This is a genomic window from Lysinibacillus composti, assembly GCF_016908465.1.
Taxonomy (GTDB): domain Bacteria; phylum Bacillota; class Bacilli; order Bacillales_A; family Planococcaceae; genus Ureibacillus; species Ureibacillus composti_A.
Genome location: NZ_JAFBDY010000012.1, coordinates 47,569 through 71,052, shown reverse-complemented (window position 1 = coordinate 71,052; position 23,484 = coordinate 47,569). Strand labels below are relative to the sequence as shown.

At 35.9% G+C, this 23,484-nt stretch carries 23 protein-coding genes; 22 read left to right on the top strand and 1 reads right to left on the bottom strand.

Features of this window, described 5'->3' with window-relative positions; genetic code table 11:
* Positions 1-280 precede the first annotated feature (280 nt).
* From JOD29_RS20630 to JOD29_RS12940, 17 genes are all read left to right on the top strand, one after another.
* Positions 281-415: a hypothetical protein gene (locus tag JOD29_RS20630; RefSeq protein WP_275579654.1), complete on the top strand. Its 135-nt coding sequence runs from the start codon at positions 281-283 to the stop codon at positions 413-415.
* Positions 416-683: 268 nt separating this feature from the next.
* The gene (locus JOD29_RS13015; protein ID WP_124765002.1) at positions 684-1,454 is read left to right on the top strand and encodes a CheR family methyltransferase; all 771 of its coding nucleotides are present in this window, start codon (positions 684-686) and stop codon (positions 1,452-1,454) included.
* A gap of 217 nt (positions 1,455-1,671) precedes the next feature.
* On the top strand, positions 1,672-2,853 hold the full coding sequence (aroC, locus tag JOD29_RS13010) for a chorismate synthase (protein ID WP_124765151.1): 1,182 nt from the start codon (positions 1,672-1,674) through the stop codon (positions 2,851-2,853).
* A gap of 3 nt (positions 2,854-2,856) precedes the next feature.
* Complete coding sequence (gene aroB, locus JOD29_RS13005; RefSeq protein WP_124765000.1) at positions 2,857-3,948, top strand: 3-dehydroquinate synthase; 1,092 nt, start codon at positions 2,857-2,859, stop codon at positions 3,946-3,948.
* The gene (gene aroH, locus JOD29_RS13000; protein ID WP_124764998.1) at positions 3,945-4,307 is read left to right on the top strand and encodes a chorismate mutase; all 363 of its coding nucleotides are present in this window, start codon (positions 3,945-3,947) and stop codon (positions 4,305-4,307) included. The genes aroB and aroH overlap by 4 nt, the downstream gene beginning before the upstream one ends.
* 29 nt (positions 4,308-4,336) lie before the next feature.
* Positions 4,337-5,437 carry a histidinol-phosphate transaminase gene (hisC, locus tag JOD29_RS12995; protein WP_124764996.1) on the top strand — a complete coding sequence of 367 codons (1,101 nt, stop codon included), beginning with the start codon at positions 4,337-4,339 and terminating at the stop codon, positions 5,435-5,437.
* Positions 5,434-6,531 (top strand): prephenate dehydrogenase, encoded by a 1,098-nt coding sequence (locus JOD29_RS12990; RefSeq protein ID WP_124764994.1) that lies wholly within the window; start codon positions 5,434-5,436, stop codon positions 6,529-6,531. The genes hisC and JOD29_RS12990 overlap by 4 nt, the downstream gene beginning before the upstream one ends.
* A gap of 198 nt (positions 6,532-6,729) precedes the next feature.
* Positions 6,730-8,028, top strand: a complete 1,299-nt coding sequence (gene aroA, locus JOD29_RS12985; RefSeq protein WP_239585708.1) for a 3-phosphoshikimate 1-carboxyvinyltransferase — start codon at positions 6,730-6,732, stop codon at positions 8,026-8,028.
* Between the two features lie 165 nt (positions 8,029-8,193).
* Positions 8,194-9,450: a tetratricopeptide repeat protein gene (locus JOD29_RS12980; protein ID WP_124764990.1), complete on the top strand. Its 1,257-nt coding sequence runs from the start codon at positions 8,194-8,196 to the stop codon at positions 9,448-9,450.
* Between the two features lie 15 nt (positions 9,451-9,465).
* On the top strand, positions 9,466-10,020 hold the full coding sequence (locus JOD29_RS12975; protein WP_124764988.1) for a ReoY family proteolytic degradation factor: 555 nt from the start codon (positions 9,466-9,468) through the stop codon (positions 10,018-10,020).
* A gap of 262 nt (positions 10,021-10,282) precedes the next feature.
* A complete protein-coding gene (locus JOD29_RS12970) occupies positions 10,283-10,732 on the top strand; it encodes a YpiF family protein (protein ID WP_124764986.1) in 450 nt (149 codons plus the stop codon).
* 157 nt (positions 10,733-10,889) lie between these two features.
* Complete coding sequence (locus JOD29_RS12965; protein ID WP_124764984.1) at positions 10,890-11,393, top strand: QcrA and Rieske domain-containing protein; 504 nt, start codon at positions 10,890-10,892, stop codon at positions 11,391-11,393.
* A 21-nt stretch (positions 11,394-11,414) separates the two neighbouring features.
* Positions 11,415-12,089, top strand: a complete 675-nt coding sequence (gene qcrB, locus JOD29_RS12960; protein WP_124764982.1) for a menaquinol-cytochrome c reductase cytochrome b subunit — start codon at positions 11,415-11,417, stop codon at positions 12,087-12,089.
* 43 nt (positions 12,090-12,132) lie between these two features.
* A complete protein-coding gene (locus JOD29_RS12955; protein ID WP_124764980.1) occupies positions 12,133-12,921 on the top strand; it encodes a menaquinol-cytochrome c reductase cytochrome b/c subunit in 789 nt (262 codons plus the stop codon).
* A 523-nt stretch (positions 12,922-13,444) separates the two neighbouring features.
* The gene (gene lhaT / locus JOD29_RS12950; RefSeq protein ID WP_124764978.1) at positions 13,445-14,044 is read left to right on the top strand and encodes a lipoprotein heptaprenylglyceryl N-acetyltransferase LhaT; all 600 of its coding nucleotides are present in this window, start codon (positions 13,445-13,447) and stop codon (positions 14,042-14,044) included.
* A 62-nt stretch (positions 14,045-14,106) separates the two neighbouring features.
* Positions 14,107-14,784, top strand: coding sequence for a zinc metallopeptidase (locus JOD29_RS12945; protein WP_124764976.1), 678 nt, complete (start codon positions 14,107-14,109; stop codon positions 14,782-14,784).
* A 267-nt stretch (positions 14,785-15,051) separates the two neighbouring features.
* Positions 15,052-17,271 carry an outer membrane protein assembly factor BamB family protein gene (locus JOD29_RS12940; RefSeq protein ID WP_124764974.1) on the top strand — a complete coding sequence of 740 codons (2,220 nt, stop codon included), beginning with the start codon at positions 15,052-15,054 and terminating at the stop codon, positions 17,269-17,271.
* 235 nt (positions 17,272-17,506) lie between these two features.
* On the opposite strand, the gene JOD29_RS12935 is transcribed toward JOD29_RS12940, so the two are convergent.
* On the bottom strand, positions 17,507-18,355 hold the full coding sequence (locus JOD29_RS12935; protein WP_124764973.1) for a YitT family protein: 849 nt from the start codon (positions 18,353-18,355) through the stop codon (positions 17,507-17,509).
* A 246-nt stretch (positions 18,356-18,601) separates the two neighbouring features.
* On the opposite strand from JOD29_RS12935, the gene dapB reads away from it, so the two are divergent.
* The 5 genes from dapB (at position 18,602) to JOD29_RS12910 (ending at position 23,418) form a co-directional block, all read left to right on the top strand.
* Positions 18,602-19,399: a 4-hydroxy-tetrahydrodipicolinate reductase gene (gene dapB, locus JOD29_RS12930; protein WP_124764972.1), complete on the top strand. Its 798-nt coding sequence runs from the start codon at positions 18,602-18,604 to the stop codon at positions 19,397-19,399.
* Positions 19,400-19,417: 18 nt separating this feature from the next.
* Positions 19,418-19,822 (top strand): methylglyoxal synthase, encoded by a 405-nt coding sequence (gene mgsA, locus JOD29_RS12925; RefSeq protein ID WP_124764970.1) that lies wholly within the window; start codon positions 19,418-19,420, stop codon positions 19,820-19,822.
* Positions 19,823-20,139: 317 nt separating this feature from the next.
* Positions 20,140-21,276: an N-acetyl-alpha-D-glucosaminyl L-malate synthase BshA gene (gene bshA, locus JOD29_RS12920; RefSeq protein ID WP_124764968.1), complete on the top strand. Its 1,137-nt coding sequence runs from the start codon at positions 20,140-20,142 to the stop codon at positions 21,274-21,276.
* Complete coding sequence (locus tag JOD29_RS12915) at positions 21,273-22,457, top strand: CCA tRNA nucleotidyltransferase (RefSeq protein ID WP_124764966.1); 1,185 nt, start codon at positions 21,273-21,275, stop codon at positions 22,455-22,457. Before bshA ends, JOD29_RS12915 begins: the two co-directional genes overlap by 4 nt.
* Complete coding sequence (locus JOD29_RS12910) at positions 22,435-23,418, top strand: biotin--[acetyl-CoA-carboxylase] ligase (RefSeq protein ID WP_124764964.1); 984 nt, start codon at positions 22,435-22,437, stop codon at positions 23,416-23,418. The genes JOD29_RS12915 and JOD29_RS12910 overlap by 23 nt, the downstream gene beginning before the upstream one ends.
* The last annotated feature ends 66 nt before the right edge of the window (positions 23,419-23,484 follow it).

Below are 23,484 nucleotides of genomic sequence, written 5' to 3'. Positions count from 1 at the left end.
CCTTTTATTTCAATAGTGATAATAAAGTTTTAAGATCAGGTCTTCATGTAGACCACAAATTCATGATCAGCAACTAATGACAATGAGGTTTATTTTTTTTATCATGAAATGAAGATTGAAATTCTCGATAATTCATCAAAATTCTACTCACTTCATTACTAAGCTCATTTATTTAAATAACAATTCTTTCACACTAAACCTTGCCTTTCTCAAGTTCCCACAAAAATGTTAAACTAACATATAATTGATCACATATCACTTATTTTAGGAGGGTCATTTCATGGCGGATTATGTCATTCTTGTTTTAGGAATTGTATTAATTGCATCAACTATTCCAATTACAGCAATCATTACAACTTATTTGAGTAAACAATCAAAACTAAAATTAGAAGTGTTGAAATATAGATTGACCTAGAGAAAATTCGAAAGGAAAGTTATATTATAGAGACTGAAAAGCTTCGTTTAGAAATTGAATATACTAGGGAGAAATTAGCACTAAACCAACCGTTTAAATCGATTTCACAAACTCCAATTCAACAAGAAGTAAGTCAAGAAACCATTGAACTTAATAGAAAATAATGAATCTTTTTTCTTCTTAGTAAAGTTGTTAGTTGAAATGTATTTCAGATTCCACTAATTTCAGATATAATTAATTTACGACATATGAGGGGAAAGATGGATGCATGTCAGATTATGAACTATTTATCGAAGGGATAAAAAGAAAAACTGGAATCGATTTGGCATTATATAAAGAAGCTCAAATGAAACGTAGACTAACCTCGCTTTATGAGAAAAAGGGCTACCGAGATTTTGTTGACTTTTTGCATGCGCTAGAAAAAGATCGAGATCTAATGAATGAATTTCTTGATCGAATGACCATTAATGTTTCCGAATTTTATCGAAACGGTAAACGGTGGGAAGTTTTACAAAATAAGATATTCCCTAAATTATTAAATAATAGTAAACGTTTAAAGATTTGGAGTGCAGCATGTTCGACTGGTGAAGAGCCTTATACTATTGCCATGGTGTTATCGAACTATTTGCCACTTTCTCAAATTCATGTGTTAGCCACGGATATCGATGAAAATGTCATTCAAAAAGCAAAATTAGGTTTATATCCAGATCGTTCTCTCGCGGAAGTTCCAGAGAATATGAAGGTGAAACATTTTGTTAATGAAGGACAGTTTTACAAAATAAGTGAAGACGTCAAAAGAACAGTTACATATAAGAAGCATAATCTTTTAAAAGATTCATACGAAACAAATCTCGATTTAATTGTTTGTCGTAATGTAATGATTTATTTTACAGAAGAAGCAAAAGATCAAATCTACCATAATTTTAGTAAATCATTACGTTCAGGAGGTATATTATTCGTTGGATCGACTGAACAGATATTTAATCCAGGACGATATGACCTTGAAGTGGAAGATACGTTCTTCTACCGAAAGAAGTAGTCTTGATTTTCAAGCCTGAAAACAAAAAGAACACTTACTCTGGGTTAGAAGGCGTCTTGCAAAATGGAGACGCTTGTTGTTGTTTTTTTAGATTCTTTATGTCGAATATTCTGAATATTCAATTGAGCAAGATTACTTCAAAATTGGTCTGTTTTTTTGGCTACAATATGTTATAGTAAGATACATACTTTAGCGAGTTGAAGGGAGAAAGTGTTTGATGCGATACTTAACTGCTGGGGAATCTCATGGTCCTCAATTAACAACAATTATTGAGGGGTTACCATCCCTATTACCAATTACAGCGGAAAAAATAAATTATGATTTAAAACGTAGGCAAGGTGGACATGGTCGTGGCCGACGTATGCAAATAGAAACGGATACAGTTGAAATCGTAGGTGGGGTACGTCATGGTAAAACACTTGGTTCTCCTGTTGCGTTAATTGTTAAAAATGATGATTGGAAACATTGGACTAAAATTATGGGGGCAGACCCTCTTCCAGAAGATGTTGACCCAAATGAAATTAAACGTCAAATTTCACGTCCTCGTCCTGGACATGCTGATTTAGTAGGTGGAATGAAATACGGACATCGTGATTTACGTAACGTATTAGAGCGCTCAAGTGCACGTGAAACTACTGTGCGAGTAGCGGTTGGTTCTGTTGCAAAGGCATTATTAAATGAATTAGGAATTTCAGTAGTTGCACATGTTACTGAAATTGCTGGCATCAAAGCTGATACATCTGCAGTTGAAGGGAAATCAGCAGATGAAATTCGTACAATCGTAGAGCAGGATGCATGTTATTGTGTTGACCCGGAAGCATCAGCAAAAATGGTGCAAATGATTGATGATACGAAAAAAGCAGGAGATTCAATCGGTGGAGTTGTGGAAGTAATTGTAGAAGGACTTCCAGCTGGTATCGGTTCTTATGTTCATTATGATCGCAAATTAGATGGTCGACTTGCACAAGCTATGCTGTCTATTAATGCTTTTAAAGGCGTTGAATTTGGGATTGGCTTTGAAATGGCTCGTCGTAAAGGATCAGAAGTCCATGACGAAATTTTATGGGATGAAGACAATGGCTACACAAGAGCAACCAATCGCCTAGGTGGTCTTGAAGGTGGTATGTCAACAGGAATGCCAATCGTTGTTCGTGGTGTTATGAAACCAATTCCAACATTATATAAACCATTACAAAGCGTTGATATTGAAACAAAAGAAGCGTTTAAAGCGAGCGTAGAACGTTCAGATAGCTGTGCAGTTCCAGCAGCTTCAATTGTTGCAGAAAATGTAATCGCATGGGAGATTGCAAAAATAATTGTAGAGCAATTCCATAGTGACCAACTGCCTCAATTACAATCTCAAATTGAAGAAATGCGTAAATATGCAAAGGAGTTCTAAAATATGAAAATTCCTGTTCATACTGCTTCTCACTCATATGAAGTAATCATTGGAAATCGTATTTTAAAAGATGCCTTTTCATCGTTAAAAAAGCATATAGAAGAAGCAGACCGTATTATTGTATTTACCGATGAAAATGTTTGGCAAGCACAACATGCCTACTTTCAAGAACAGTTCCCTGAACCGTTTGAAGTGTTTGTGATGCCAGCTGGTGAAACATGTAAAAGCTTTGACAATTACTTTGCTGCACAAACATTTTTGTTAGAAAAGAAAAGTACTCGTAAAACTTTATTAATCGCGTTAGGTGGTGGAGCAGTGGGAGACCTTACAGGGTTCGCTGCTGCTACATATATGCGCGGTATTCCATATATTCAAGTACCAACAACAATTCTGGCACATGATTCTGCTGTTGGTGGCAAAACAGCCATAAACCATCCACAAGGAAAAAATATGGTAGGCGCATTTTATCAGCCACAAGCTGTCGTTTATGATACTGAATTTCTTTCATCATTAAGCGAAAAAGAAATGCGTTCTGGTATGGCAGAGGTAATTAAACATGCTCTTATTTCTAATGAAAAGTGGCTAATGGAGTTACTAGATTTATCATCCATAACTAAACTCTCTGATCATCAACTAGCTTCCCATTTGAAATCTGGTATTGAAGTGAAAGCGAAAATTGTCACTGAAGATGAAACGGAACAATCAGTTCGAAAGTATTTAAACTTTGGGCATACATATGGACATGCTATTGAAGCAGCAGCAGGATACGGTGGGCTAGCTCATGGTGAAGCTGTGATGATTGGAATGGTGTACGCTTTATTATTAAGCGAGCGCTATAGTCAAATTAACCGTGAATTTACAAAATCTTTCTTACAATTTGCTATTGAAAAGGGCTACCCATTTGAAGGTGTATTCAATTATTCTTTCGATCAATTAAAAGATTATATGTTAAAAGATAAAAAAGCTGAATATGGTGTGTTAAATTTTGTTCTGTTATCAAAAATTGGAGAGCCATTTGTTCGTTCAATTGAGCTTTCAGAATGTAAAGAAATAGATTTAGAATTAAGAGAACTTCTACAGGAGGTGGGTAAATGATTCGCGGAGTTAGAGGAGCAGTCACGATTGAAGAAGACAATCCCGAACTTATATATAGTGAAACAGTTCATTTAGTTCAAGAAATTACGAAGGTGAACGAAATTGACCCGGAAGATATTATTTCAGTGTTAATTTCAACAACACCTGACATAACGTCAGCTTTTCCTGCAAAAGCAGTTCGTTCATTAGATGGCTGGCAATACGTTCCGACAATGTGTATGCATGAAATGAACGTACCGAATGCATTACCACTTTGTATTCGTGTTTTACTACATGTGAATTTAGAGGTTTCACAAAAGGATGTAAAACATGTTTATTTAAATGACGCAGTGAAGTTAAGACCTGATTTAGTGAAATAATTGATTTAAAATTGAAGGAGACGTTTAAAATGAAATGGAAACAACAACTCAATGGCATGAAAGCATATAAACCTGGTAAACCAATTGAAGAAGTAAAAAGAGAATTTGGTTTAGATGAAGTAGTAAAACTTGCTTCTAATGAAAATCCTTATGGTTACTCTCCAAAAGTAAAAGCGTTTTTAGAATCAGATTATACGAACCATGCAATTTACCCTGATGGATATGCACAAAGCCTTCGTACTGCCGTTGCTGAGTACCTAGACGTTAAAGAAAGTGAACTTATTTTCGGTAATGGATCCGATGATTTAATCGCGATCTTAACTCGTGCGTTACTATATCCTGGTGTAAACACTGTAATGGCTACTCCTTCATTCTCTCAATATAAACATAATGCAGAAATCGAAGGGGCAGAAGTACGTGAAGTTCCTTTAAAGAATAGAAAACATGATTTAGAAGCAATGCTAAATGCAATTGATGAAAACACATCTATCGTTTGGATATGTAATCCTAACAACCCTACAGGTACAATTGTTTCTGATGAAGAGTTAAAAGCATTCTTAGCAAAAGTACCTTCGGAAGTACTTGTTGTTTTAGATGAAGCTTACTTTGAATACGTAAATGATCCAGCTTACCAAAATACATTACCGTATGTTCAGCAGTACCCGAATGTAGTAGTAATGCGTACATTCTCTAAAGCTTATGGACTAGCTTCATTCCGAGTGGGTTACTTAGTAGGTCAAGAAGATGTAGTTGCTAAACTAGATCCAGTTCGTGCACCTTTCAATAACACAATACTAAGCCAAAAAGTAGCAATTGTTGCTTTAAATGACCAACAGTTTATTACTGAATGTTGCGAAGCAAATGAAAAAGGAAAGCAACAATATGTCGAGTTCTGTGAGAAACATGGTTTAGACTATTACCCATCTCAAACAAACTTCATCTTATTTGAAGTAAAAGCTGATAGTGATTTAGTTTTCCAAGAAATGATGGAACGTGGATTTATTATTCGCAGTGGTAATGCTTTAGGTGCTCCAGGTTATATCCGAGTAACAATTGGTACGGAACAACAGAACAGTAAATTCTTAGGACTTCTTGAAGAGGTATTAACTGAACAAGGGGTATTTGCATGATACGCAATGTCTTAGTCATTGGACTTGGATTAATTGGGGGGTCAATTGCCTTATCTTGTCAAAAGGCTCCCCATACAAAAGTATATGGTTATGACATCAATGAAGAAACAAGAAAACTTGCTTCAAGTTTAGAAATTGTTCATGAAGTAGTCGATGATGTAATCCAAGCTGCAAAATTGGCCGATATCATTATTTTTGGCACACCAGTTAGCGCAACATTGAATTGGATGGAACAGTTAAAATCATGGCAATTAAAGAGCGGTGTGATTGTGACTGATACTGGCAGTACAAAAGGGTTAATTATGAAGAAGGCAGAAGAATTACAACAATCAGGTATTTCTTTTATTGGGGGTCACCCGATGGCGGGGTCCCATAAGAGTGGGATTAGTGCAGCAAAACCTTACCTACTAGAAAACGCCTATTATATGTTAACTCCACTTAAAAATGAAAGTGCAGATAAAATCGAGTCATTGGAACAACTTTTAAAGTTTACATTTGCTAAAATTATTAAAGTCGATTCTTTTGAACATGATCATATGACAGCAGTAGTAAGTCATTTTCCTCACATCGTTGCGGCATCTTTAGTTCGTCAATTCGATTTTGAAAATCAAAAGTATCCGATGACAAGTTTGTTAGCTGCAGGAGGATTCCGTGATATTACACGAATCGCTTCCTCTAATCCAATTATGTGGCGAGATATTGTTTTACAAAATCGTGATGAGTTAATTGATCAATTAGACTCATGGGTTATTGAAATGAACAATGTAAAAGATTTAATTCTTAAAAATGATGATGAATTAATTGAACAATATTTTGCTGGGGCTAAGCAGGTTCGTGATAATCTCCCTGTTTCTACTGGCGCCTTTTATTCAACCTACGATTTATATGTTGATATTCCTGACTATCCAGGGGTTATTTCTGAAGTAACGGGGTATTTAGCTGAAGAAAATATAAGTATTACAAATATTCGTGTGGTTGAAGCACGTGAAGATGTATTCGGTATTTTAGTAATTAGCTTCCAAAATGCAGTAGATCGTGATCTTGCTGAAAAATGTATTAAACAACGAACTCAATTTGAAATGTATGTTTCCTAATTGATACGTTCTAGAAATACATTAAAAATAAGAAAGTGTAAATTTTCGCAGTGGAAACAGTGTTTAGCTACAAACGCTAGCTCCTCGACCACTTCAAAACCACCTTCAAGGGCAAAAAGCGCCCTTTTGTTGGTTTCTCCAGTTGTTCTCGGTGTTAAATGAGCGTTCTTCGCTTTTCTTATGAAAGGAGTGTTTAAATTGACTTCTACTACAAAAGTATTAGAATTTAAAAACCCTAGTTTACAGGGGGCCATTACTGTTCCTGGGGATAAATCAATTTCTCACCGTGCAGTCATGTTTGGTGCCATTGCAAAAGGACAAACGACTGTTAGTGGATTTTTACTTGGTGAGGATTGTTTAAGTACAATTGATTGTTTTAGAAAACTCGGCGTCAACATAAAAGTAGACGGTACGAATGTTACTGTTACGAGTGATGGAATAGATGAATGGCAAGAACCGAAAGAAGTATTATATACAGGTAACTCAGGAACGACGACTAGATTAATGCTAGGGATCCTTTCAGGAACAAGCTTACATACGATTATGACAGGTGATGCTTCTATTGGTAAACGTCCTATGCGTCGAGTGGTTGACCCATTACGCCAAATGGGCGCAAAAATTGCAGGACGTGATAATGGTCAATTTACGCCATTAGCAATTCAAGGGACAAAATTACAAGCTATTGATTACTCTATGCCTGTTGCAAGTGCACAAGTCAAATCTGCCGTTCTTTTAGCAGGACTACGAGCAGAAGGAACTACAATTGTTAGAGAAAAGGAAATATCACGTGATCATACAGAAAGAATGCTTAGACAATTTGGTGCTGAAATTACCGTTGATGATGGTGTGATTTCTTTTAAAGGCGGCCAACAGCTTCTAGGAACACATGTAAATGTACCTGGTGATATTTCTTCTGCTGCGTTTTTCTTAGTTGCCGGCTCAATTGTTCCAAATAGCGAAATAGTAATGACCAATGTTGGTGTGAATCCAACACGTGCAGGAATTATTGAAGTTCTTGAACAAATGGGCGCGAATATGTCTGTAAAATTTGAAGATGAACAATCTGCAGAACCAACAGCAACCGTTACTATCCAAACTTCTGAATTAAATGGGACAACAATTGAAGGAGATATAATTCCTCGTCTTATTGATGAAATTCCTATCATTGCGCTTCTTGCTACACAAGCAAACGGTACAACAGTTATTCGTGACGCTGAAGAGTTAAAAGTAAAAGAAACAGATCGTATAACGGCTGTTGTAACAGAACTGAAAAAGCTTGGTGCAGACATTGAAGCGACTGAGGACGGAATGATAATCAATGGTCCAACTAAACTAAACGGAGCTAGATTAAAATCATATGGTGACCATCGAATCGGTATGATGGCAGCAGTAGCTTCTTTAATTTGCGAAACACCTATTGAATTAGATGATGCGGAATGTATCGCAGTTTCATACCCGACATTTTTCGAACATCTAAATGATCTACTTGTTAAGTAATTAAAGATTAACAGAATCTACACTTTACTCGAGTAGCTTTCGTAACTGATTCTCAACGACAGTTTAACAGTTAGGGTCTCCACGTTAAGTGGCGGACCTTTTTCTTGTTTCTAATAGATTAGTCATGTAGCATAGTATTGATAATATAGAGATAAGGTGAACAAAATGACAAATGTAGCGAACGAAATGATTTCTGCCATACAAAATGGGGAACTACAAACAATTAATAATTTATTAGATTCTGTTTTATTAAATGAAGAACCAGATTTGCAATATGAAATTGCTGATTTATTAATGCAATATGGATATTTAAATGAAGCAAATCGGGTGTATGAACATTTACAGTTCATCTTTCCTGATGAAGCACAACTTTCTATTGACCGAGCATCTGTCTTAATTGAATTAGGGGAAGAGGATGAGGCTCTAAATTTATTATTAGCGGTAGATTCACAGGCACCTGAATACCCACAAAGCCTTCTAGTACTAGCGGATTATTACCAAATGCAAGGATTATATGAGGTAGCGGAACAGCGAATTAATGAAGCATTACACTTATTACCTAATGAGCCACTTTTACAATTTGCTAAAGCGGAACTATTATTTGAAACAGGACGCTTTACTGAGGCTGCTCGTATTTATGAAGAGTTACATGGGAACGACAAATCATTTGCTGGAATACTCCTAGCAGAAAGACTTGCTGAAGTATATCGTTCCGGAGGGGGCTATGAAACAGCATTAGAATATTACATGGAAGCCCTTGAGGAAAAAGTAGCACCAGATTTATTATTTGGTTCCGCATATGCTGCATTCCAAGCTGAGAAATATGAACTAGCAATTAAACAATTAGAAGATTTAAAAGAATTAGATCCTGATTACTTTAGCGCTTACTTATTATTAGCTGAGAGTTATGCAATGTTAGAGGATAATAAAAGAGCTTATTCCGTTATTTGTGAAGGTTTGAAACGTGATGAATATGACAAATCATTTTATTTATTGGCTGCTAAGCTAGCATTAAAAAATGGACGACCTGAACAAGCTGTTGAACATTTATATGAGGCAATTGCACTTGATCCTGAATATATGGAAGCACTTCTAATATTGATGTCTATTTATGAAAAAGAGGAGCGTTTTGAAGAAATAATTGAATTATTTGAAAATTTAACAAAAGATAATTTTAGTTGGACAGCGTTATATCCTTTCGTGGCGCATGCTTACGACAAAGTTGAACAATTTGAACGCGCATACGAAATTTACAATACAGCATATAATGATTTTAAGGAAGAGCCGTCGTTTCTAGAAAAATATTGTTATTTCTTAATAGAAGACGGTAAAAGGGATGAAGCCCGAGAAATTGCTAAGCAATTGATTTCCTTACAGCCAACTGAACAACAATGGTTTGATTTGCTTAACACTCTTGATTAAAAGGAGGGATAGCTAATGACTTCTTCCGTTCCGCTCGTTGATAAAAAGAACTTTGTCCGTTGGTTTTTGAAAAACTTTCAATTGAAAAGAAGAGAATGTGTTTGGATTTTAAATTATTTGTTGAGTAATGATAATTTATTAGAAAACATTCATTTCGTTGAAGAAGCTCACTATTGCCCACGTGCAATTGTCATGTCTTCTGTGGATTCGAACGGTGTTCCATTTCGGTTTTATAAGGGGAACATTATGACGTCAGATGCAGAAAAGTCTTTTCATGATTTACGTTTACATCCGAGTGAAAGTATGTACATTCAATTGAATTTCCCAAATATCCCACCAAGTCAGCAGTATTTAGCAGTGCTTGAAGAAAATCCTCATATGCCGAAATACTTGCACATTAATGAAAAAGACAGAATTATTGCTGAAGAATTACTAAATAACAGCTTATTAGCATTTCAAGAAGAAAAATTGTTACGAGAAATTGACGAAGCCTTAGATCTAGGCGACAAAGAACGTTTTATTAAGCTATCCAATTTACTTCAGACATTAAAACAGACATCTAATAATTAATCTTATTCAGTCGGGAAAAACCTCGACTGAATAAGATATTCTTTTTCTTCAGTTAAACATGACTATTATAAAAAATTAATCAAGTTTCTATTATGACTTAGTAAAAAATTAGTAACACATAGCTCTTTTAGTAAAAAAGAAGAGAAAAATTCTTATAAATACGCTTTTTGCGTATTTTTACATAAAAATTTCAAAGAATAATTTATACTTATAATGATATTTGGCAAACATTAGAGGTAGAGGTTTATGGAGGAGAGTATTCGTGATATTTAGTGTAAAAGACGTACAACAATTTCAGACGCAAAAGGATTTTATTGATACGGCAATTATTCCATTGCTTTCAATAAATTTTGATGATTCATCGATCAAACAAAGTAGTTCTGCTGCAGAATTTATGATGTCCTTAACAAATTTTATCGAACAACAATTTAAGGGACGGCTAATGGTAATGCCACCATTTTCCTACACGGAGGAAACAAAAAAAGGCCTTGATATAAATGCAATCAAGGACGAACTTCATCGTGGTGGTTTTAAACATGTACTCTTTATTACAAGTGATCATAGTTGGACAAGCTTAAGTAACCAAATTGATATTATTTGGTTACCAGCAATACCTCTTGAGTCAATGGACAAGTCAGTTAAAAAATCTGTCCTTGATGAACAGTTAAAACAAGTAATTCCTGTACTATCTTCCAAATGGTCTCAAGTCTAGAAATTGTTTCAAGAAATGTTCACAAACTGTTCAAATCAAGAGAAACCAATATTGACCAACTAATTTTATTGATATATCATAGATATGTCCTAGTATTACTACTATTTGTAAAAAGTATGTCCATTGGACTGACCTTTTAGTTAGGGGGGGGAAAAAGATGAGTAACAATCGAGTTACAAGACGTCAATTTCTTAACTACACTTTAACAGGTGTTGGTGGATTTATGGCGGCAGGTATGTTAATGCCAATGGTGCGCTTTGCAATTGATCCAGCTCTACAAACAAAAGCTGAAGGAGATTTTGTACAAACTAGCACAAAAATTGCAGATATTACGGAAGAACCTGTTAAAGTAGACTTTTCATTCGAACAAGTTGATGCTTGGTACAAGTCTGAAGTAACTGATGCTGCTTGGGTGTATAAAAGTGGAGATATAATTGTCGCACTTTCACCAGTATGTAAACATTTAGGTTGTACGGTAAACTGGAATAGTGATCAGGCTCACCCAAACCAATTCTTCTGTGCTTGTCACGGTGGACGTTATGAGAAAAATGGTAAAAACATTCCAGGTACACCACCAACAGGTCCGTTAGACGAGTATGAAGTGTCAGAAAAAGATGGTTTTTTACTGCTTGGGAAAAAAATCGCAAATACTTTAGTTTAATTAGTTAGGGGGTAGACAATTGTGCTAAACAAAATTTATGATTGGGTCGATGAGCGATTAGATATTACACCAATTTGGCGTGATATTGCCGACCACGAAGTGCCAGAGCACGTTAACCCTGCACATCACTTTTCAGCATTCGTTTATTGTTTTGGGGGATTAACATTCTTCATTACTGTAATTCAAATTTTGTCAGGTATGTTCTTAACAATGTACTATGTACCAGACGTAGAGAATGCGTGGAAATCAGTTTATTATTTACAAAACGAAGTAGCTTTCGGTGAAATCGTACGTGGTATGCACCATTGGGGAGCTTCATTAGTAATCGTAATGATGTTCTTACATACACTTCGTGTATTCTTCACAGGTTCTTATAAAAAACCGCGTGAGTTAAACTGGATTGTAGGTGTTTTAATTTTCTGTGTAATGTTAGGTTTAGGTTTCACAGGATATTTACTTCCTTGGGACATGAAAGCGTTATTTGCAACAAAAGTAGGGATTCAAATTGCTGCTTCAGTACCATTTATCGGTGAATTAATTAAGATCCTACTTGCTGGTGATTCAACAATTCTGGGTGCACAAACATTAACGCGTTTCTTTGCAATTCACGTATTCTTCTTACCAGCAGTATTATTTGCCTTACTTGCAGCACACTTTGTGATGATTCGCCGTCAAGGTATCTCAGGCCCACTATGATTTAAATACAAATGTTTTATGATTTTTTAAAGGAGGGGACACTATGCATCGCGGTAAAGGAATGAAATTCGTAGGCGATTCGCGTGTTGCACTTAATAATCGCAAACCGAATATACCAAAAGATTATTCCGAGTATCCTGGCAAAACAGAAGCGTTTTGGCCTGATTTCTTATTAAAGGAATGGATGGTTGGTGCGGTATTCTTAATCGGTTATTTAATATTAACTGTTGCTCATCCATCACCATTAGAAGGTCCAGCTGATCCAACGAACGCTTCTTATATTCCGTTACCAGACTGGTACTTCTTGTTCTTATATCAATTATTAAAATATACTTATGCTTCAGGTCCTTATAACGTTATTGGAGCAGTAATAGTTCCTGGATTAGCTGTCGCAGCATTAATGTTAATGCCATTCCTTGACAAAGGTCCAGAACGTAAACCATCTAAGCGTCCAATTCCAACTGCACTTATGTTACTAACTGTTGCATCAATGATTTATTTAACTTGGGAATCTGTTGCAAACCATGACTGGGAAGCAGCAGCTAAACAAGGTGAAATCAAAGAAGTTGTTGAAGTTGAAATTGATGAGACTGCTGAAGGTTATTTAATTTTCACCGGTGAACAAGGTAAATCATGTATTGCTTGCCACGGTGCTGATATGCAAGGTGGCGGTGCAGCCCCTGCATTAGTAGGTAACGAATTAACAGCTGAAGAAGTTGCAGAAGTAATTAAAAATGGTCGTGGCGCAATGCCATCGGGTCAATTTAAGGGTACTGATGAAGAACTTCAAGTATTAGCTGAATTTATTGCAAGTTTAAAAGCTGAAGAATAGTACAAGCTTTAAAGAGAGTTGGGAAACTGACTCTCTTTCTTTTATTTTTAAAAGTACTTTTATTCAAATAGTAGAGTCGTCTTTTTCGTCTAGAGAAATAATTAATTAGCTTTTACTAGAAGATTAATTTACTGAAATTGTGGTATTCTTTAGTAGTACATATGCTGAAATTTTTATACATATTCAAAATTATGTAATTTTTGTGAAACTCAACTTCATCCATCTCACCACTTCTATATGTGTGAAAAGAATGAAGTCAAGTCTTCTAAGAATGGCGAATGACAAATTTTATTAAGGAAAATTTAATATAAGATATTAGACTAAGAATAGCACTTATCGCTAAAACGCACTGTACGTTTGAATCAGTGGAGTACTTACATTATTAGCCTTTGTGTCAACGTTTAAGTGAATAACATCGTATTGACCTATGCACGATAATATCTGGATGATGCAAATGTTTTGCTGTGACGAAAGCTTGCAGTCATAAATAAGCCAAAGCGCATTTAATTAATATAGAGGAGTTGTGAATCCAGTGTTACTACAAATTCAGTATTTACTTCGATCTAAGTCATTTTTAAATTTATTATTGATAATAAATTTTTTAGGTACTATATATGGTTATTACTGGTATGGTTGGCAGCTTGCAGTGACGGAGCCCCAATTTTTAATATTTGTACCCGATAGCCCCACTGCAAGTTTATTCTTTACGATTGCCATTCTTGGTTGGTTATTTGGTAAAAACTTTAAATTAATTGAGGCGTTAGCATTGATTACTTTAATTAAGTATGGGATTTGGGCAGTTGTCATGAATTTATGGACAATAGTTGAAAGTGGACCAATTGGACCATTGGGATGGATGCTTGTTGTTTCGCATTTTTTAATGGCTGTACAAGCAGTTCTTTATATTTTTAATTATCGATTTACTTATGTCCATGTGCTTATTGCTGCCATCTGGACACTGCATAACGATGTTATTGATTACGTTTATGGACAGATGCCAACATATCGAAGCTTAGAACAATATGCTAGTCATATTGGTTATTTCACTTTTTGGTTGTCTATTTGCTGTATTGGCATCGCCTTCATTGTTCAAAATAAGGGAGAACATTTGCAGAATAAATAATTTACTATTAAAATAATAAATAGAGTAGAGTATAAAAAGGGAAAGGGAGAGATACAAAAAGAATGTTTATCATTTACTTTTTAGTAATATTATTATTGCCAATTTACGCACAATTTAAGGTAAAAAGCACATACAAGAAATTTTCTCAAGTTGGTGCATCTAAAGGAATGACTGGTGCTCAAGTAGCAAGAATGATTTTAGATCAACACGGACTTTATGATGTACGTGTCGTACCAACTCAAGGAGTATTATCTGATCACTATAATCCAGCAACTAAAACAGTAGCTTTATCGGAGGATAACTACTATAACTCTTCTATTGCAGGAACAGCAGTTGCTGCACATGAAGTAGGACATGCTATTCAACATAAAGAAGCATATTCATTTTTAACATTACGTGCTAAATTAGTTCCAGTTGCCAATATTTCATCTAACTTATCATGGATTTTCGTATTAATTGGTATTTTTGCATCTATGTCAAACATGCTTTTATTAGGTATTGTATTATTAGGTGCAGGTGTCTTGTTCCAAATCGTTACATTACCTGTAGAGTTTGATGCTTCTAAACGAGCGATGAATGAAGTTGTATCGTTAGGAATTATTTCAAATAATGAAGAGCGTAGTGCTAAAAAAGTTTTAAGTGCGGCCGCAATGACTTATGTTGCAGCAGCTGCAGTAGCAGTTCTTGAATTACTTCGTTTAGTATTAATTTATACTGGTATGGCAAGATCTGAAGAATAATTATAAAATAGATAATTTACCGCCGATCCTTTAGGGTCGGTTTTTTTTGTTAAAAGTATTAGCACAAAAAGTCATAATAAAACGAGATTCCATCTGAGTTTTTAGATAAAAATTCATCAATTATTCATAACCTTTACGAATAATATATTTTTTTAAATTAATATTTTTAAAAAAAGTTTAATATGATGTAACTAAAAAGTAATAAATGTTATGAAAGCGTTTAACAAACAACGCTTTACATAAAAGGAATTAAAAAGGGGGGGAAATATGAAACTAGACCCATCTAAGGTAATCATCTTTGGGACATTAATGGTCTTAATTATTGTATTTTTTGCTTTTTATGCAGGCGGATTGGTGAAGGATAGTCTTAAGGATGGAAGTGAAACCGGAAAAACTGAACGATTTGCGGTTGAATCTACTGAAAAACCTGTTTCAGAAGGGAAGAGTCCGAGTCAGCCGGATATCCAAGTAAACCTAGCTAGCAAAGAATGGGCGACACATGGTGGAGATTATTACAATCGACGTTTTTCTGAATTGGATCAAGTTAATCTAGAATCAATAAAGGATTTAAAACCAGAATGGGTAACGAGTTTAGGTTCGAGTCTTGATATGAAGTTTTCAGGAGAAGCTACTCCTATTGTCGTTGATGGGGTCATGTATGTTGCAAGTGGTGAGAATGATGTATTAGCCTTAGATCTTAAAACAGGAGAGAAGATTTGGGAGTATAGACCTGATATTGCGGAAAAGTTAGATACCGTTTGTTGTGGTTGGACGACTCGAGGTGTCGCTGTAGCAGATGGTAAAGTTTTTGTAGGTTTGTTAGATGCTAGATTAGTAGCGTTAGATCAAGAAACAGGTAAAGTTCTTTGGGAAACAGAAGTAGCAGATTGGGAAGAAGGCTACACAATCACAAGCGCACCATTATATTACAATGGGAAAGTTTATACTGGAGTTTCTGGTGGTGAATATGGGATAAGAGGTCGCTTGATGGCCTACGATGCTGACACGGGTTATGAAGTTTGGCGTTTCTATACCATTCCAACACCTTATGATAAACATGGTGATACGTGGCCAGATGATGAGAATAAAAACTGGCTAAATGGCGGAGCACCGGTTTGGAATACGCCAGCTGTAGATCCTGAACTTGGCGTGATTTATTTCGTAACAGGTAACACATCTCCAGATCTTGATGGAAGTAAACGTGAGGGTGATAACCTATATGCAAACTCAATTGTCGCCCTTAATGCAGAAACTGGGGACTATAAATGGCATTTCCAACAAGTTCATCATGATATTTGGGATTTGGACCCTACAAATCCGGTTATTTTATTTGACGTTGAAATTGATGGAAAAATGAGAAAAGCGCTTGGTGAGGCTGGAAAAACAGGTTGGGTTTACTTTTTAGATCGTACGGATGGAACACCTTTAATCGGTATTGAAGAAAAGCCTGTTCCTCAGCTAGAAGAACAAAGAACTTCACCTACTCAGCCGTTTCCAATTGGCGATTCCTTTGTGCCACAAGCAGTTACACCAGAGGATGTGGAACGTGATTTGAGTGATGACTTTGAAGGGAAAATTGGCTCCATTTTCTCACCATTCTGGGATGAACCAATTACGTTAAAACCTTCAGCTTTTGGAGGAGCAAACTGGCCACCTTCAGCATATTCACCTGAAACTGAATACTTCTATGTTATAGGTACTGATGGATATGTTGCTCTAACAAGACAAGATGAAGATGTATATGAGGAAGGGAAACAGTGGATTGGTAGTATTTTTGTTCCAGTAACTGACGCACCTCAACGCGGTACTATTACTGCGATGGATGTAAAAACAAACAAAATAGCATGGCAAGTAAAATGGGATCAAAACGCTTATTCTGGAGTACTCGCAACTGCAGGAGATTTGATTTTTGTTGGACATAATGATGGACGCTTAATTGCATTCAATGCAAAAGACGGTACTGAAGTATGGAGTTATAAAATGGATGCAGGGGCAAATGCACCAGCTGTTACTTATGAAGTTGATGGGGAACAGTACATTTCAATCCTTGCAATGGGTAATTCTTTAGCTGGTTCAAAACATGGAGATAAAGTATATACATTCAAATTAAATGGAACTTGGGATGGAACACCTATTGATGCATCTGAAGAAAACCCAGGAAAAATACCAGTAACATCGAACGCTAGTACTGATGGAGATACAGTTTCTGAAGAAACTTCAGGTGAAACAGCTAGCGCTGATCCATATGCAGAAGGCAGTTCCATTTATACAGCAAATTGTTTATCATGTCATGGAGATATGGGGGCAAATGGTCATAATGGGCCGAATTTACAACAAAGTGAGTTCGCTGAAAACTACGAAAATGTTGTTGAACGAGTAAACAACGGTGGTACGACTATGCCAGCATTTGGAGATATTTTATCTGAAGAAGAAATTGAAGCTGTTGCAAAATATGTAAACGAGGTATTAACAAAAGCTGATGAGTAAGTAGAGTGAAACAGTTCAACCTAGGAATGAACAAAGTAAAAAAAGGCGCGTCTTGAGGTAACCGCTTTGCATCTGTTGCTTCTCTTTCGATGTAGGAAAGGAGTAGTGAACAACATCGTTTAAGCATAAGCTGAAGTTAATTCTTATGCTGATTTCCTGAAAACTATTGATATTTCAGTAAAGAAAGTGGCTTGGCAAGTACGCCAGGCCACTTTTACCTTAATTAATTCTCGGGTTAATCATCTATTCTGAACCCTTCCCCAGTTACATCATTTACATCAATAATAGAAACAAAAGCTTTAGGATCTATTTGGCGAATAATGGACTTTAATTTAACAACTTCATTTCGTCCGACAATGCAGTATAATACGTCCTTAGACTGTTTTGTATAATGTCCATATCCATGGAAAACTGTAATACCTCGTTCCATTTTTTCTGATATATAGTCCGCAATTTCTTGTGGATTATTAGAAATAATTAATGCCGCTTTCGCAGAGTAGGCACCTTCTTGAACCATGTCAATTACACGTGCACCAACATAAACAGCAACTAAAGTATACATCATGGAATGATTATCGAGGAAAGTAATCCAAGATAATGTAATAACTATTGCATCAAACATAAACATTGTTTTGCCCATGCTCCATCCAAAATACTTTTTAGCAAGTCGGGCAATAATGTCTACACCACCTGTAGTGCCACCGCACCGGAAAATAATACCAAGTCCAATGCCGACAAAAACACCAGCAAATAACGAAGCTAATAATAAATCATCTTGTAAACCTAATTCAAATTCATAATTTTGAAATACTCTTAAAAAGATTGATACACTTACCGTTCCGAGAATTGTATATAGAAATTCTTTTCGTCCAAATTGACGCCATCCAATAATAAACATAGGGATATTCAATATAAGATTCATTAGGGCTGGATCTAAATTAAGAGTGAAATATAAAATTAAGGTAATTCCACTAAATCCACCTTCACCTAGTTCATTTTGCATATTAAAATGAACGAAGCCAAAGCTATATATAGCTGAACCGATTATTATACCAAGGATGTGTCGGATTTTAATTCCTTTCATAGTTGCCTCCAATTTTCCATTAATTAACATAATTAGATTTTTTCTAATACTTTAGCATTCTTATTATGTTTCACTTTTCAACTTTTGACAACTACATCACAAATTTTATACGATTATTAATGAAGCATGTTATAATGTCGAATGGAGTAACATGACAACAATTACAGAAAAATGTAGAAAATACACATTAAATGTACTCGATAAATATTAAGCGACAATGCTGTACGAACGAAAGGAAGGACCATGATGACAATTAAAGTAGCAATTGCTGGAGCAAGAGGGAAAATGGGCAGAGAAGCGGTAAACACCGTTTTAAAACGCGATGGTATGGAGTTAGTAGCTGCCCTTGACTATAAATATGTTGGAGAAAGTTTAGCAGAGCTTGAAATATTTTCGCCAAATTTAAATGTCCCTATTTATACAGATCTAACAAATTTGATTCAAGAAACAACACCGGATGTATTAATTGACTTAACAAACCCTCAATCAGTTTATGAACATACAAAGGTAGCACTTTTACATAACGTTCGTCCTGTTGTTGGTACTACTGGTTTCACAGAAGAACAATTAGCAGAACTAACACATCTAGCCGAGGAACAACAAGTAGGTTGTATTATTGCTCCTAACTTTGCTATTGGTGCTATTTTAATGATGAAATTCGCACAAGAAGCGGCAAAATATTTACCTAATGTTGAGATTATTGAAATGCATCATGATCGCAAATTAGATGCTCCATCAGGTACTGGAGTAAAGACAGCACAGATGATTAGAGAGGTTCGAGAAGGTAGAAAACAAGGACATCCAAGTGAGCACGAAACAATTGATGGGGCACGTGGCGCAGACTTTGATGGAATGCGCATTCATTCTGTTCGATTACCAGGATTAGTTGCACATCAACAAGTGTTATTTGGTGGAGAAGGTCAATTACTTACAATTCGACATGATTCCTTTAACCGTGAATCTTTCATGGATGGGGTTATGTATTGTGTTGAAACCGTAATGTCTCTAGATAGACTAGTATATGGATTAGAAAATATCTTATAGTGAAATGGACTGATTGCCTTGAAAATCGCATTAATTGCACACGATCATAAAAAAGATAGTCTTGTGGAATTTGCCATAGCATATAAAGAAATATTAAGTGAACACGAATTATTTGCTACAGGAACAACTGGTCTCCGTATGCAGGATGAAGTAGGATTAAGCATTACACGATTTCGCTCAGGTCCACTAGGTGGAGACCAACAGATTGGCGCAATGATTGCTAATAACGATATGGATATGGTAATTTTCTTCCGTGATCCACTAACTGCCCAACCACATGAACCAGATGTAACGGCACTTGTGCGATTATGTGATGTATATCATATCCCGTTAGCAACAAATATGGGGACAGCTGAGATTTTACTAAAAGGGTTGCAAGAAGGATTTGTTGATTGGAGATTAATTCAAGAGAGAAGACAATAGGATAAGCGAAAGAATCACTTGAATACCTTGTAGTTACTCGTCGCAGAAAAATGCCTGTGCGATGTTATTCGTACAAAAATTTACTCCTGCGCGGCAACTTAGTATGTCGAAAGTCGAACAGCTTTATAGCGTTTAGATATTAATCTGGGGTATCGAACATTCAACTGGATAGTGAGAACTTCTGACGGGTGCTTCATAGTTTTCATTTCAACAAGAATAAGCATCAAGAAAAGCGTATTTGATTAACATTTTCGTTCTATTGATTTCAATAAATGATTTGGAAATTAAATATTCTTGATTAGAGAGGATGACGTCGGATGAGAAAATTAAAAATTGGAATTACATGCTATCCAACTGTTGGAGGCTCTGGTGTTCTTGCAACGGAACTTGGAAAAATGCTTGCTGAACGTGGCCATGAAATCCATTTCATCACATCAAGCGTGCCATTTCGACTGAATAAAGTTTATCCGAACGTATTTTTCCACGAAGTAGAAGTGAGTAATTATTCAGTATTTCAATATGCACCATATGACATTGCTTTAGCAAGTAAAATGGCAGATGTTGTAAAAAATGAAAAATTAGATGTTCTTCACGTTCATTACGCAATTCCACATGCTGTGTGTGCAGTCCTAGCACGCGAAATGAGTGGGGAAAAGTTTGGAATTGTGACAACATTACATGGAACGGATATAACGGTTTTAGGTCAAGATTCAACACTTGCGCAGGCGATTAAATACGGTATTGAGAAATCGGATATTGTAACAGCTGTTTCAGATGCGTTAAAAGAACAAACCTATGAATTAATCGAAACAGAAAAAGAAATTGAAACGATTCATAATTTTGTCGATGAATCTGTTTTCCATCCCGTTGATGCAGGAAATTTGAAAGCGCAATTTGGAATTAGCGATGACGATCGTGTCATCATTCATGTCTCCAACTTCCGGAAAATTAAAAATCTACCTGATGTTGTGGATACATTTATGAAAATACGAAAAGAGCTACCTGCAAAATTATTACTAGTTGGGGATGGACCTGAAAGACATCGTGTAAAAGAGCTTGTGAAGACGAGTCCTTATAAAGATGATATTTTATTCTTAGGTAAGCAAGAAAACGTAGCAGAACTTTTTGCTATCAGTGACCTAAAGCTATTATTATCACAAAATGAATCCTTTGGGTTAGTTTTACTTGAGGCAATGGCATGTGGTGTACCGGGAATTGGAACAGCAATCGGAGGTATTCCTGAAGTGATTGACCACGGAATAAACGGTTTTGTTGTAGAACTTGGAGATACAGAACAAGCAGCAAATTACGCGATTGAATTATTATCTGATGAAGAAAAATTAATAGAGTTTCGTCAAGCGGCCATCGCTGCTGTACAGACAAAATTTAATGCAACTCCAATTATTGACCAATATGTACAATTATATGAAAGACTGGCGGCATTACGCGTATGAGAATACCAGAATTCCAATCAGCTTATCGAGTAATTGATCGAATAGAACATGCAGGATATGAAGCAGTCATCGTAGGCGGTGCTGTAAGAGATTTTTTACTACAAAGAAAAGTAAATGATGTTGATGTCGCAACGAATGCGCTACCATTAGAAGTGAAGCAGATTTTTTCATCAACGATTGATGTAGGAATTGAACATGGAACGGTCTTAGTTCTTGATGAGGGAGAACCTATTGAAGTAACAACCTATCGTACAGATGGTGATTATGTTGACCATCGCAGACCCGAACAAGTACATTTTGTCAGAAGTTTAGATGAAGACTTAAAACGTAGAGATTTTACGATCAATGCTTTGTCTATGACAAAAGATGGGAACATTATTGATTTATTTAATGGTCAAACGGACTTGCAAAATAAAGTTTTGCGTGCAGTAGGTGAACCTATCCAACGTTTTGAAGAAGATGCTTTACGTATGCTACGAGCTGTTCGCTTTAGTGCACAGCTCGGTTTTTCCATTGAAGAAAAAACAATGAAGGCTATTCAATTAAAAAGTCAAAACATTGAATTAATCGCAAAAGAGCGCATTCATATGGAATTAGTCAAGCTATGGAAAGCACCAAATGTTTACCATGGTATTACGATGTTAGTCGAAAGTGGTTTATCACAATTTCTTGTTGGACATTTCGAGGTGCACAAAGAGGAATGGAAGAAATTCCAAGCAGATAATTCCTACGTTGGCTGGGCCTATTTATGTTTACTAAACAATTGGGATCTTCATTATATTTCGAGTTTCTATAAGCTTTCGAATAAAGAAAAGAACTTTATTCAACAAGTTGAGCAAGCCTATAATGCTCTATGTAATGGTGGGTGGACAAGGTTTAATTTATTTATGCATGAGCTTGAGGTATTAGAAGTTGCGTATGAGTTTGCTTTATGGCAACATAAAACAGTTTCATATCCAAAATCTCAAATTGCAAAGTTAAAAAGTGAATTACCACTTCAATCAGTAAAAGAACTTAATTTAAACGGACATCTTTTAATGAGTTGGTCCTCTGAAAAGCGTGGTCCTTGGATTAAGGAAGCTCTAGATGCTGCACTCATAGCAGTAATAAATGGTCAGGTAGAAAATAATGTAGATCAATTGAAGGAATGGTTTATGTATGAGTTTAACAATGAAAGATAAAATATTAGAGCGTTTCCTTTTGGCAGGCGATGAACCACTTTCGGGTCAACAATTAGCAGATGATTTTGGGATTTCTCGTACAGCTATTTGGAAACATTTGCAGTCTCTTCAAGAAGAAGGCTACGAATTTGAGACGATTAAGAAAAAAGGTTATTGTTTAATCGGTAAACCTGACAGAGTAGATGCAGCAAGAATCACTTCCTTTTTATCAACGAAACGATACGGTAGGTCCATCCATTATTTAGAGGAAGTGACTTCAACTCAAGTTATTGCCCATGAATTAGTTCGAAATGGGGCTGAAGATGGTACGGTTGTTATTGCCGAAACACAAACAAGTGGAAAAGGGCGTATGGCTCGACCATGGGAATCTACAAAAGGCAAAGGAATTTGGATGACACTCATGATTCGTCCAAACGTTATTCCACAACAGGCGCCTCAATTTACATTAGTAACTGCGGTTGCAGTAGTTAATGCGATGAAATCCCTTTATGCTCACTTCAAACCTGAAATTAAATGGCCAAACGATATTTTAATTAATGGGCGTAAATGTACTGGTATCTTAACTGAAATGGTGGCAGAAATGGACCGGGTTGAAGCGCTATTAATTGGAATTGGCATTAATGTGAATCAACAGATGAATCATTTTCCAGAAGAGCTACAATCCATTGCTACTTCCCTAAGTATCGAAGAAGGGAAGCAACTAGATCGTTCTGAACTTGTGGCATCAATTTTAAATTATATGGAACAGTATTCTGAGCTCTACATAAATGAAGGCTTTGCTCCGATTAAAAAACTGTGGGAAACAGCGTCTGGTACGATAGGGAAACGAATTAAGGCGACGACATTGCGTGAAGTAATTGAAGGACAAGCAATTGGCATCACAGAACAAGGGGTACTAGAAATCCAACTTGATAACGGTGAAATCAAAAGTATTTACTCCGCCGATATTGAAGTGAAATAGCTAACGTTTTAATGAAGCAGCTATCTCTTAGACTAGAGATATGCTGTTTTTTTATTAGGTACATTC

Bases quoted from the DNA above. Each gene is read 5' to 3' on its own strand.
- JOD29_RS12915 (WP_124764966.1), top strand. From the start codon at position 21,273: ATGAGAATACCAGAATTCCAATCAGCTTATCGAGTAATTGATCGAATA.
- JOD29_RS12965 (WP_124764984.1), top strand. From the start codon at position 10,890: ATGAGTAACAATCGAGTTACAAGACGTCAATTTCTTAACTACACTTTA.
- JOD29_RS12980 (WP_124764990.1), top strand. From the start codon at position 8,194: ATGACAAATGTAGCGAACGAAATGATTTCTGCCATACAAAATGGGGAA.
- JOD29_RS12940 (WP_124764974.1), top strand. From the start codon at position 15,052: ATGAAACTAGACCCATCTAAGGTAATCATCTTTGGGACATTAATGGTC.
- JOD29_RS12910 (WP_124764964.1), top strand. From the start codon at position 22,435: ATGAGTTTAACAATGAAAGATAAAATATTAGAGCGTTTCCTTTTGGCA.
- JOD29_RS13015 (WP_124765002.1), top strand. From the start codon at position 684: ATGTCAGATTATGAACTATTTATCGAAGGGATAAAAAGAAAAACTGGA.
- aroH (WP_124764998.1), top strand. From the start codon at position 3,945: ATGATTCGCGGAGTTAGAGGAGCAGTCACGATTGAAGAAGACAATCCC.
- JOD29_RS12975 (WP_124764988.1), top strand. From the start codon at position 9,466: ATGACTTCTTCCGTTCCGCTCGTTGATAAAAAGAACTTTGTCCGTTGG.
- aroB (WP_124765000.1), top strand. From the start codon at position 2,857: ATGAAAATTCCTGTTCATACTGCTTCTCACTCATATGAAGTAATCATT.
- JOD29_RS12955 (WP_124764980.1), top strand. From the start codon at position 12,133: ATGCATCGCGGTAAAGGAATGAAATTCGTAGGCGATTCGCGTGTTGCA.
- JOD29_RS12945 (WP_124764976.1), top strand. From the start codon at position 14,107: ATGTTTATCATTTACTTTTTAGTAATATTATTATTGCCAATTTACGCA.
- JOD29_RS12935 (WP_124764973.1), bottom strand. From the start codon at position 18,355: ATGAAAGGAATTAAAATCCGACACATCCTTGGTATAATAATCGGTTCA.
- bshA (WP_124764968.1), top strand. From the start codon at position 20,140: ATGAGAAAATTAAAAATTGGAATTACATGCTATCCAACTGTTGGAGGC.
- hisC (WP_124764996.1), top strand. From the start codon at position 4,337: ATGAAATGGAAACAACAACTCAATGGCATGAAAGCATATAAACCTGGT.
- JOD29_RS12990 (WP_124764994.1), top strand. From the start codon at position 5,434: ATGATACGCAATGTCTTAGTCATTGGACTTGGATTAATTGGGGGGTCA.
- dapB (WP_124764972.1), top strand. From the start codon at position 18,602: ATGACAATTAAAGTAGCAATTGCTGGAGCAAGAGGGAAAATGGGCAGA.
- JOD29_RS20630 (WP_275579654.1), top strand. From the start codon at position 281: ATGGCGGATTATGTCATTCTTGTTTTAGGAATTGTATTAATTGCATCA.
- aroC (WP_124765151.1), top strand. From the start codon at position 1,672: ATGCGATACTTAACTGCTGGGGAATCTCATGGTCCTCAATTAACAACA.